Here is an 11,202-nt window from a genome sequence, read left to right as displayed (position 1 = left end):
CGGCTACCCCGGCGGCGCGGGCGGCCGCGGCCGCATCGTCCTCATCCCCATAGTGGCCCCCACCCTCACCAGCCTCTCGCCCACGAGCGGCCTGGTAGGCACCATCGTCACCCTGACTGGCACGGACTTTACCAATGCCAGCACCGTGAGCTTCGGCGGCACGGCGGCTACGGTTACCTACATATCCAGCACCACCCTGCGGGCACCGGTGCCCAACAGCCTCGGCGCTGGCGTAGTGAGCGTGACCGTGACCACCATCGGCGGCACCACCAACGGCGTGAACTTTACCGTGACGACGGCCCCGGTGGCAACCGCCCCGACCGTGACCACAACGGCCCCGGCTAGCGTGACGACCACCGGTGCCACCCTGGGCGGCAACGTGACCGCCGACGGCGGCGCCACCATCACCGAGCGCGGCGTGGTGTACGTAGCCGGTACGGGTACCCCGACCACCGGCGACACCAAGCTGACGGCCACCGGCACCACGGGCAGCTACACCATGAGCGCCACCGGCCTCACGGCCAGCACCCAGTACACAGTGCGGGCTTACGCCATCAACAGCGTCGGCACCAGCTACGGCGCTGCGCAGACCTTCACGACTACGGCCGCCCCGGCCGCCGTGGCCCCAACCGTAACGACGGCCACCCCGGCCAGCATCACGGCCAGCAGCGCCACGCTGGGCGGCACCGTGACCAGCGAAGGCAGCACCGCCGTGACCGAGCGCGGCGTGGTATACGTGCAAGGCACGGGCACCCCGACCACCAGCAACACCAAGCTGGTACAGCCCGGCGACCCCGGCACCTACACCCTGGCGGCTACGGGCCTCACGGCCAGTACCCAGTACACGGTGCGGGCGTACGCCATCAACAGCGTGGGCACCAGCTACGGCGCTGCGCAAACCTTCACGACGTTGGCAGCCGCCACTGCCGCTACCGTAACCACCACGGCTCCGGCCAGCATCACGACCACCGGCGCCACGCTGGGCGGCAACGTGACCGCCGACGGCGGGGCCACCGTGACCGAGCGCGGCGTGGTGTACGTGGCCGGTACGGGCACCCCGACGACCAGCAACACGAAGGTGCAAATCGGCACCGGCACGGGCAGCTTCTCGCAGGCCGTAACCGGCCTCGCGGCCAGCACCCAGTACACGGTGCGGGCCTATGCTATCAACAGCGTGGGCACGAGCTATGGCAGAAGCCAAACCTTCACCACTCCGGTAGCCACTTCGGCCCCGACGGTGACGACGACGGCCCCGGCCAGCATCACGAGCAGCGGCGCTATCCTGGGCGGCAACGTGACCAGCGACGGCAACGCCACCATCACCGAGCGCGGCGTGGTGTACGTGGCTGGCACGGGCACCCCGACCACCAGCGACACCAGGCTGACCGCCACCGGCACCACTGGTAGCTACACCACATCGGCCACTAGCCTCGCGGCCAGCACCCAATACACGGTGCGGGCTTATGCCATCAACAGCGTAGGCACCAGCTATGGTGCTGCGCAAACCTTCACGACTACGGCCGCCGCCGCCCCTGACCTGACCATCAGCACCGGCAGCAGTGCCAGCCCCACGGCCATTCCGGCCGGCACCTACAACAGCATCACCGTGGTTAGCCCAGGCTATGCCCAATTCACCGGCGCGGTGGTGGTGAACAGCAGCGTGACCGTGCAAAGCGGCGGCAGCCTGATGACTAACTGCCAGGGCCTGACCGGCGCGGGCAGCTTCACGCTGGCCGCCGGGGCCACGCTCGGCATCTGCGATGCCGCCGGCATCACGGCCAGCGGCAGCACCGGCGCGGTGCGCGTGACGGGCACCCGCTCGTTCAGCACCGATGCCAGCTACGTGTACAACGGCACCACCGTGCAGGGCACCGGCCTCGGCCTGCCCGCCCGCGTGCGCAACCTGACCACGACCAACAACAACCGCGTGGACCTGACCGCCTCCACCAGCGTGGCGCAAGTCCTGACGGTGGCCGGCAGCGGCAACCTCGACCTCGACGGCCCCACCCTGACGCTGCTAAGCGACGCCAGCGGCACCGCCCTCGTGGTGAACAGCGGCACTGGCAGCGTGACCGGCAATGGCGGCATTGTGCAACGCTACCTCGACCCCAGCCGCAACCCCGGCCTGGGCTACCGCCACTACGCCTCGCCGGTGAGCGGCAACCGCCTGAGCGACCTGGGTACGGCCGGCTTCACGCCGACCTTCAACCCGGCCTACAACACCTCGGCCACCCCCGGCCTGGTAACGCCGTTCCCCACGGTGTTTAGCTACGACCAGGACCGTCTGGCCACCGCCAGCAACAACCTGTCGGCCTTCAGCAAAGGCTGGTTCTCGCCCGTCGCCACCGATGCCATGACCACTGGTATGGGTTACACCGTCAACATTGCGGCCAGCGAGAAAGTGGACTTCCAGGGCTTCCTGAATAACGGCCCGTACAGCCGCACGCTGGCCCGCACCAGCGGGGCCACGGCCGCCGACGGCGGCTGGCACCTGGTGGGCAACCCCTACCCGGCCCCCCTCGACTGGAGCACCGTGCAGCCCGCCGACCGCACCGGCCTCGACGCCTCTATGTACGTGTACGAAAGCGACTCGCAATACGGCGGCCAGTACCGGTCCTACGTCAATAACGTGGGCGGCAACCCGCTGGTAGCGTCCTCGCAGGGCTTCTTCGTGCGGGTAAGCAGCGGCCAGACCAGCGGCACGCTGACCTTCCGCAACAGCCAGCGCCGCACCAGCTACGCCGACCAGGTGGCCGTGCGTCGCGGCGCCGCCGACCTGCGCCCGCAGCTGCAGCTGGCTCTGGCCGGCAACGGCCTCACCGACGCCCTGCACGTGTATGCCCAAGCCGGGGCCACGGCTGGCCTCGACAGCCAGTTCGATGCCGCCAAGCTCAGCAACCCCACGGGCCTGAACCTGGCCGCCCTCGCTGCCACCGGCGAGCAGCTGGCTATCGACGGCCGCCCGGCCTTCGCTGCCGCTACCAGCATCCCGCTGTTCGTGGGCGTGCCCGCCGCCGGCAACTACACCCTCACGGCCGCTAGCTTCGCTAACCTGACCGGCACCCGCGTGGAGCTGGTGGACAACCTGACCAACACCCGCACCGCGCTGACGGCCGGCACGAGCTACGCCTTCACGATGACGGGCTACACCGCCCCTGGCCGCTTCTGGCTGAACCTGACGCCCGCCGCCGCCCCGCTGGCAACCGCCGCTCAGTCGCTCGAAGCCCAGGTGCTGGCCTACCCAAACCCCGCCCACGGCCAGCTGACGGTGCTGCGCCCCGCCGCTAAGGCGGCCAGCGCCACGCTGCTCAACAGCCTGGGGCAGACCATCCGCACCCTGGCCCTGCCCACGGCCGAGACGACGGTGGACCTGCGCGGCCTGGCCGCCGGGGTGTACACCCTGCGCCTCATGCTCGACGGCCAGCCCGTGGCCAAGCGCGTGGTGATTGACTAAACAGGTGCTTCCTTCTAGTTGCCGGTGCCCGCTTCTGGAGAGCTGCGGTACGCCGGGACTATCGCTGACACGCAGTCGTCCTTCCGGGGGCGGCTGCGTGTTCAGTGTAGTGCGAGATAAGCTTACCCTCTTCCTATACAGAATGAGCAAGCTCCGACACTTTAGGTGCTTGTCCTTACCCAAATCTTGTTAAGAAAACGTCGGCCGTTAGCCGGCGCTTTTTTTGTGAGCTATTCTATTGGCGCGCTCGTTTGTGAGCCTGAGCAAAGCTGGTGCTGGGTGCCTCGCAGAGCAGGAGCCACCCCGGCCGCCATGACCCTCTTCCCACACCCGTATGCCGCCGCAGGGCCATGCCCCATGGCCCGCCCAGGCCGTTGCGGGGAGCGCAGGGCCAGTGCGGGCGTATAGCTCACGTGCAAACCTGACCTGCCGCGCGGCCTGACCCGGCCGCTCGCGCAAGGTCAGGGGAAAATTACTCTGCACTGGGCGCGTAGGTGCGCAAAGAGGATGCCGGGCCCTGAGCTCTGAGCCCGCACACCAGTCTCCACTCCCCTGTCTTGGGCGGCGCGCACGACGCAGCTGGTAGAGATACCAACAGGAACATAATCAAAGTTGTGCTGGAGTAGAAAGTTGAGCAATAAGGAGCGTTTAAGCATCAGTGGTTGATGTGGTAGGTCGAGGACCCGGGAGGGGACCCAGTAATCTATCCGAATAGCTCCAAATAGTCTCCGGTAGTGTTTGAGCCCTTTTTCTGATACCAAAAAGCTATTTCTTCATCCTGTCTGGAGTACTCCAGACACCTCTAGCTCTTAGTTTCTAGCCCCTACGGACTACAAAAAACGCCCTTCCTACTATCAGGAAGGGCGTTTTGCTTTTCCGGAGTTTTCTGCGAGCAACCTGCAATTTTGCTTCAGCCTGTCAAGCCAGCCTCATTCACTACCCTTTCACGGTTTTTCCCATCGTCAGACAACTACGAAAGAGTAAATTGGGGAAGAGCAACCAATTGCTGAACGCGGTGCTTGTGCAGTCAAACAACTCTATCGGCAGCCAGCTCACGAAAAAAAATTGGGAAACAAAAAAAACGTGTACATTTGGGCTCGGTAAGTATGTCTGAACATTCGTACAAACTATCCCCGACTCGTGCCAATGGAAACGTTTAACATTGACCATAGCAGCGCCATCCCCTTGCACCTGCAAGTGGAGGACCTGTTGCGGGACCTGATTAAGATACCGGCGTACCAGGAGGGCAAGCTGCTGCCCAATGAAGTGGCGCTGGCCAAGCAGCTGGGCATTTCGCGCAATACCGTGCGGCAAGCCACCAACAAGCTGGTATACGAGCGGCTGCTGGTGCGCAAGAAGGGCGTCGGTACCACCGTGGCGCAGAACAACATCATTACCAAGCTGGACAAATGGCTGAGCTTTACCCACGAGATGGGGGAGAGCGGCGTCTCGTTCCGCAACTACCGGATTGACGCCACCTGGGTAGAGGCCGACCAGGAGCTGCGCCAGCTCTTCAACATCGCCCGGAAGTCGGAGGTGCTGAAGCTGGAGCGGCTGCGTGGGGTCGAAACTGGGCCGGTGGTGCTATTTATCTCCTATTTCCATCCGCGGGTGGGACTGACGGGCGATGAAGACTTTACGCAGCCCCTGTACGACATGCTGGAGAAGCGCTACCATACCGTAGCTGCCGTTTCCAAGGAAGGTATCAGCGCCATTCTGGCGGATGCGGAGCTTTCGGAGAAGCTGGAAATTGCCATCGGCGACCCCGTGCTGTTTCGCAAGCGCGTAGTATGCGACCCCGGCGGCCGGCCCATCGAGTATAATCTGGGTTTCTACCGGGCCGACAGCTTCACCTATACCATCGAGATAAAGCGGGAGTAGCAAGTCGAAGCGCCCGCTACGGATTTTATAATTGCTACTACTGCAATCGATTGTAGAGTTTTATTAAGCGCTCCGCAATCGTTTCCGGAAACGGAGCCAAGTTTCACAGCCGACCTAACCTAGTCTACCGCTACAACAATTTCTACTAATAGCCTGACCTCCAACTATCGGGTCTTATGTTCGCACATATGGACATAGGCCCCGGCACCAACCCATCTAGTTTCCATCCTTCACCGATTCCTACTGAATATGAGTTCACTTAGAAACCAGCTTGCTACGTGTTGTCTGCTCACGTTGGGCAGCAGTTGTATCGGCATGGGGTCGGCTGAGGCAGCCGTAAGCCGCGCCGTGGTGCAGAATCCGGCCGACCGAACCATTCAGGGCAGCGTGACGGCCAGCGACGGCAATGAGGTGCTGATTGGGGTGAGCGTGAGTGTGAAGGGCACTAGCCAGGGCACTACCACGGACGCCAGCGGGCGCTTCACCCTGACGGTGCCGGAGGGCGACGGCGTCACGCTGGTGTTTTCTTACGTGGGCTATACCACGCAGGAAGTGGCGCTGCAAGGCCGGAGCACGGTGGCGGTGGTGCTCACGGTTGCTAAGCAGGAACTGTCGCAGGTTGTGGTGATTGGCTATGGCACGGCGCGCAAGAGCGACTTGACCGGCTCGGTGGTTTCGGTGAAATCGGAAGAACTGCTGGCGACGCCGACCACGACGTTTGACCAGGCTTTGCAGGGCCGGGCGGCGGGCGTGCAGGTGACGCAGACCTCGGGCCAGCCGGGGGCCGAGGCCTCCATCCGCATCCGCGGCACCAGTTCCATCAACGCGGGGAATGAGCCGCTGTACGTTATCGACGGCATGCTGGTGAGCAGCGACGGGGCCGACCAGTCGCTAGGCGTGAACCTGGGGCCGCGCATCAGTGCTCTTTCTACGATTAATCCCAATGATATTGAGTCGATTGAGATTCTGAAAGATGCTTCGGCCACCGCTATTTACGGCTCGCGCGGGGCTAACGGGGTGGTGCTGGTGACTACGAAGCGCGGGAAGTCGGGCACTGGCACCGTTACGTTCGACACTTACTACGGCACGCAACGGGTGGCTAACAAGCTGGACGTGCTGAATGCTAGTCAATTCGCTGACTTCGTGAACGAGGCGAAGATAAACGCCGGGCAGACTCCAATTTACAACAACCCCGCCAGCCTGGGCGCGGGCACCGACTGGCAGAACGAGATTTTCCGCTCGGCGCCCATCGCCAGCTACCAGCTGTCGTTTTCGGGCGGCGACGACAAGACCAAGTACGCCATCACGGGCGGCTACTTCACGCAGGACGGCGTTATCCGCAACTCCAATTTCGAGCGCTACTCGTTCCGTGCCAACCTGGACCGCGACCTGAGCTCGAAGCTGACCGTGGGTAACAGCTTGACCTACGCGCGTATTGCTACGGACGGTGTGCTGACGACGACGCAAACCATCGTGCCCGGCGTCACGAGTGCGGCGCTGCAGTTTAACCCGATTCTGCCGGTGTACAACGCGGCCGAGCCGGGCGGCTACACCTTCGAAAACCGGAGCAGCAACTTTCTGGGCAAAACCCTGGGCAACCCGGTGGCCGACGTGAATGAGTTTCGCTCGCACGGCGTCAATTCCCGGATTCTGGGCAACGTGTATGCCCGCTACAAGGTATTGAAAAACATGGAGCTGCGTACCAGCTTCGGCATCGATGCCTTTTCTTCGCGCGAAAACGCTTTCGGGCCCAACTTCCTGAAGCGCACGCAGGCCAGTAAGGGCGAGGCCTCTATCGGCACCGTGTCGGGGCTGACCTGGCTGAACGAGAATACACTGACTTACAAGCCAGTGTTAAGCGAAAACCACGCGGTGGACTTCTTGCTGGGCTACACGCTGCAGCAGTTCAACAACGAAAGCCTGCTGGTGTATGCGTTCGACTTTCCGGATTCCCGCACCGGATACCACGATATCTCGGCCGGCCTGCTGCCGCAGAAGCCCGCCAATGGCGAGTCGCGGTGGAGCCTGGTGTCGTACCTGGCGCGGGTCAACTACACGCTGTTCAACCGGTTCCTGTTCACGGGCACCGGCCGGGTCGATGGCTCTTCGAAGTTCGCGGCGGGCAAGCAGTACGGGTTTTTCCCCTCGGGCGCGGTGGCCTGGCGGCTGTCGGACGAAGAGTTCGTGAAGCAGTGGTCGGCGGTGAGCGAGCTGAAGCTGCGGGCCAGCTACGGTATCATTGGTAACCAAGCCATTCCGCCTTACCAGTCGCTGTCGCTGGTGGGCGCCTACGGGCAAGGTGTGTTCAACGGCACGGAGGTGTACACGGGCCGCGAGCCCCTCACCTTCACCAACAAGAACCTGAAGTGGGAAACCACGGCGCAGCTCGACATCGGCCTGGACGCCGCCTTCTGGAATAACCGCCTGACGGTGACCGCCGACGTGTACCAGAAGAAAACCTCCGACCTGCTGCTCTCGACCCCCATTCCTTACACCACCGGCTTCAACTCGACGGTGCTGAATGTGGGCAACATCCAGAACCGCGGCGTGGAGCTGGACATCCGCACGGTGAACGTGAAAAGTGCCTTCAACTGGAGCACGGCGCTGAACTTCAGCGTAAACCGCAACGAGGTGACTAACCTCAACAGCGAAACCGATATTCTGCTGGGCGGCGGCACGCTGCTGCGCGAGGGCCAGCCGGTGGGCACCTTCTACGGCTACGAGTTTGCCGGCATTTTCCAGACCGACGAGGAAGCCCGCACCAGCCCGGTGCTGAAGGGGCAGGAAGCCACCTCGTCGAGCCCGGCGTCGCAGGCGAAGGCCGGCGACCGCAAGTACCGCGACATCAACGGCGACGGCGTGATTGACGAAAATGACCGCACGATTCTGGGCAGCGCCCAGCCCAAATTTACCTGGGCCTTTACCAACAATTTCTCCTACAAGGGCTTCGATTTGAGCGTGTTCTTCCAGGGCTCGCAGGGCAACAAGCTGGCGAACCTGAACCTGCTCGACCTGCAGAATTTCACCGGCCAGAACAACGTGCTGGCCGGCCCCGCCCTCGACCGCTGGACGCCCACCAACCCCAGCACCAAATACCCCCGCGCCCTGGCCGCCGGCAGCCTCGACAACGGCGTGTTTTCGTCAGTCATCGTGGAAGATGCCTCCTACCTGCGCCTGAAAAACGTGAGCCTCGGCTACCGCGTGCCCAGCACCCTGACCCAGAAAGCCCGGGTGAAGGCCCTGCGGATTTACGCCAGCGCCACCAACCTGTGGACCCTGACCGACTACTCGGGCTACGACCCGGAGGCCAACGCCTTCGGCCAGAGCACCTCTGTCATCGGCGTGGACCGTGGCGGGTATCCGCAGGCCAAAACGTACATCGTGGGTTTGAACATTGGCTTTTAATTTCTTAGCTCTATCGTATGCGAACTTATCTTAAACTCGTGCCTCGGGCCGCCGCGCTGCTGGTGGCGCTGTCGGCGTCTTCCTGCAAGGACTTTCTGGAAGAAGACCCGAAGAACTTCGTGGCCGTCACCAACTTCTACAAGAACGGCGACGACGCGACGGCGGCGGTAAACGCCATTTACGCTTACCTGAACTCGACGAGTACCGGCTCGACGGCGGGCGTGTACCACAGCTCGTTCTGGGTGGCGGCCGGTTTGGCCTCGGATGAGCTGCTGAACCAGCAGATTTTCGCCCCCGACCTCGACCAACTGTCTACCTTCACCCACGGCCCGCAGAACGCGGCGCTGCTGGAAATCTGGGCGATGCACTACAAGGCCATCACCATTGCCAACATTGCCATTGAGCGTATTCCAGGCATCACGATGGACCAAGCGCTCAAGGAGCGGCTGCTAGGCGAGGCACGATTTCTGCGTGGGATGCTGTACTTCGACATGGTGCGCATGTTTGGCAGCATCCCGCTGCTGACCAAGGAGGTGGAACCCCTGACGCCCACCGTAGCCACGCCCGACGAAATCTATGCGCAAATCATTGCCGACCTGAAAGGAGCCGAAAACCTGCCCGTGAGCTACCCCTCGGGCGCGGGCCGGGGCCGCGCCACGCAGGGCGCCGCCAAGGCCATGCTGGCCAAGGTGTACCTGACCCGGCAGGACTGGACTAACGCGGGTCTGAAATCCAAGGAAGTTATCGACTCCAATAACTACGCGCTGTGGGCCGACTTTGCCGATGTATTTAAGCTGAGCAGTCGCAACGGCAAGGAGGCGGTTTTCTCGGTAGGCTTCGGCGACCAGGGCGGCGCCATCAGCTTCTGGGAAGTGGGGCAGTTTCAGGTGCGGCTGCTGCCCACTGAGCTGAGCGCCGAGGGCGTGGAGAATGCCCAGGGCTGGCAGGTGCCCACCATGAGCCTGTATAACTCGTTTGATTTCAACGACCGCCGCCGCGAGGTTACGTTCCTGACGCAGTACACCAACCGCAGCGGCGTGGTGACGCCCATCCGGCCCTACATCCAGAAGTACTGGGACCGGGCCGCCGAACCCACGGGCAACGGCAGCGCCAACGACTACCCGCTGATGCGCTACTCGGAGGTGTTGCTAAACTACGCCGAAGCCAACAACGAGCTGAACCAGTCGGCCCTGGCGCACCAGTACATCAACATGGTGCGCAAGCGCGCCCGCTTCGACGGCACTACTGACCGCGCGGCCGTACCCGACTACCAGAACCTGACGCAGGAGCAAATGCGGGCGGCTATTCTGAAGGAACGGGCAATGGAGTTTGTGGGCGAAGGCCACCGCTGGTTCGACCTGGCCCGCACCAAAACCCTGGAAACGCTGGTGCCGCTGGCCAAGCCGGGCGTGGTGCCCAGCGCCAAGCACTACCTCTTCCCCATTCCGCAGCGCGAACGCGACCTGAACCCCAACCTGCCGCAGAACGGCTACTAGGCCAGTTGCTTATGAACACAGAACATTGTGCCATTACGATGGACCTGGGGGGCACCACCATCAAGCTGGGCCTGGTGCAGGACGGTCGCCTGCTGGCCGCCACGCAGCTCGAAGCCCAGTCGGCCCAGGGGCTGGCGGGCCGGCTGCCCGCCGTGCAGCAAGCCATCGGCCGGCTGCTGAAGGAGCAGCACCTCACCACGGGGCAGTTGGTCGGGGTGGGCGTTTCCATTCCCGGCATCGTGGATAGCGTGAAGAAAAAGGTGCTGTCCATCGATAAAAAGTACGCCGATGCGCCGGACCTGGACTTCCCGGCCTGGGCCCGGGAAACCTGGGGCCTGCCCATCATCCTGGAAAACGACGCCCGCGCCGCGCTGGTGGGTGAGTGGCAGTACGGCGCCGCCCAGGGCCTCGCCGATGTGGCGCTGATGACCCTCGGCACCGGCGTGGGCACCTCCGCCGTGATTGAAGGCAAGCTGTTGCGTGGTAAACACTTTCAGGCCGGCTGCCTCGGCGGGCACTTCACCATCAACGTTCATGGCGCCGCCTGCAATTGCGGCAACGTCGGCTGCGTGGAGGTGGAATCGTCGACGTGGAGCATCGGGGAAAAGGTGAAAGCCAACCCGCTCTACGCCAGCAGTCAGCTCCGGGACGAGCCAAAAATCGACTTTGCCGCCCTTTTCCGTTGCGCCGAGCAGGGCGACGACCTGGCCCGGCAGCTGCGCGACGAGTGCCTGGACGTGTGGGCCGCCTGCGCCGTCAACCTCATTCACGCCTACGACCCGGAGGTGCTGCTGCTGAGCGGCGGCATCATGGGCAGCGGGGCCTACATCGTGCCCTACCTACAGGCCAAAATCGACGCCCTAGCTTGGACGCCCTGGGGCCGGGTAGAAGTCCGCCCCGCCGCCTCGCTCGACCACGCCGCCCTGCTGGGAGCCGGCTACCTGGTAACTCACCCTAACTAACGCT

5 protein-coding genes are annotated in these 11,202 nt (G+C 63.4%); all 5 read left to right on the top strand.

What is annotated here, in order from left to right:
* The coding region (locus tag Q5H93_RS14080; RefSeq protein WP_305007196.1) for a DUF8693 domain-containing protein at positions 1–3,454 on the top strand (3,454 nt) is incomplete at its 5' end.
* A 1,146-nt stretch (positions 3,455–4,600) separates the two neighbouring features.
* Positions 4,601–5,335 carry a GntR family transcriptional regulator gene (locus tag Q5H93_RS14075; RefSeq protein WP_305007195.1) on the top strand — a complete coding sequence of 245 codons (735 nt, stop codon included), beginning with the start codon at positions 4,601–4,603 and terminating at the stop codon, positions 5,333–5,335.
* A gap of 249 nt (positions 5,336–5,584) precedes the next feature.
* Positions 5,585–8,740, top strand: coding sequence for a SusC/RagA family TonB-linked outer membrane protein (locus Q5H93_RS14070; RefSeq protein WP_305007194.1), 3,156 nt, complete (start codon positions 5,585–5,587; stop codon positions 8,738–8,740).
* A 17-nt stretch (positions 8,741–8,757) separates the two neighbouring features.
* Positions 8,758–10,236 carry a RagB/SusD family nutrient uptake outer membrane protein gene (locus Q5H93_RS14065; RefSeq protein ID WP_305007193.1) on the top strand — a complete coding sequence of 493 codons (1,479 nt, stop codon included), beginning with the start codon at positions 8,758–8,760 and terminating at the stop codon, positions 10,234–10,236.
* An 11-nt stretch (positions 10,237–10,247) separates the two neighbouring features.
* Positions 10,248–11,198, top strand: a complete 951-nt coding sequence (locus Q5H93_RS14060) for an ROK family protein (RefSeq protein WP_305007192.1) — start codon at positions 10,248–10,250, stop codon at positions 11,196–11,198.
* Positions 11,199–11,202: the final 4 nt, after the last annotated feature.

Origin of the sequence: Hymenobacter aranciens, from assembly GCF_030580865.1 — a bacterium.
Taxonomy (GTDB): domain Bacteria; phylum Bacteroidota; class Bacteroidia; order Cytophagales; family Hymenobacteraceae; genus Hymenobacter; species Hymenobacter aranciens.
Note: the sequence above shows the minus strand (reverse complement) of the source record. Positions and strands in the feature narration are given on the sequence as shown.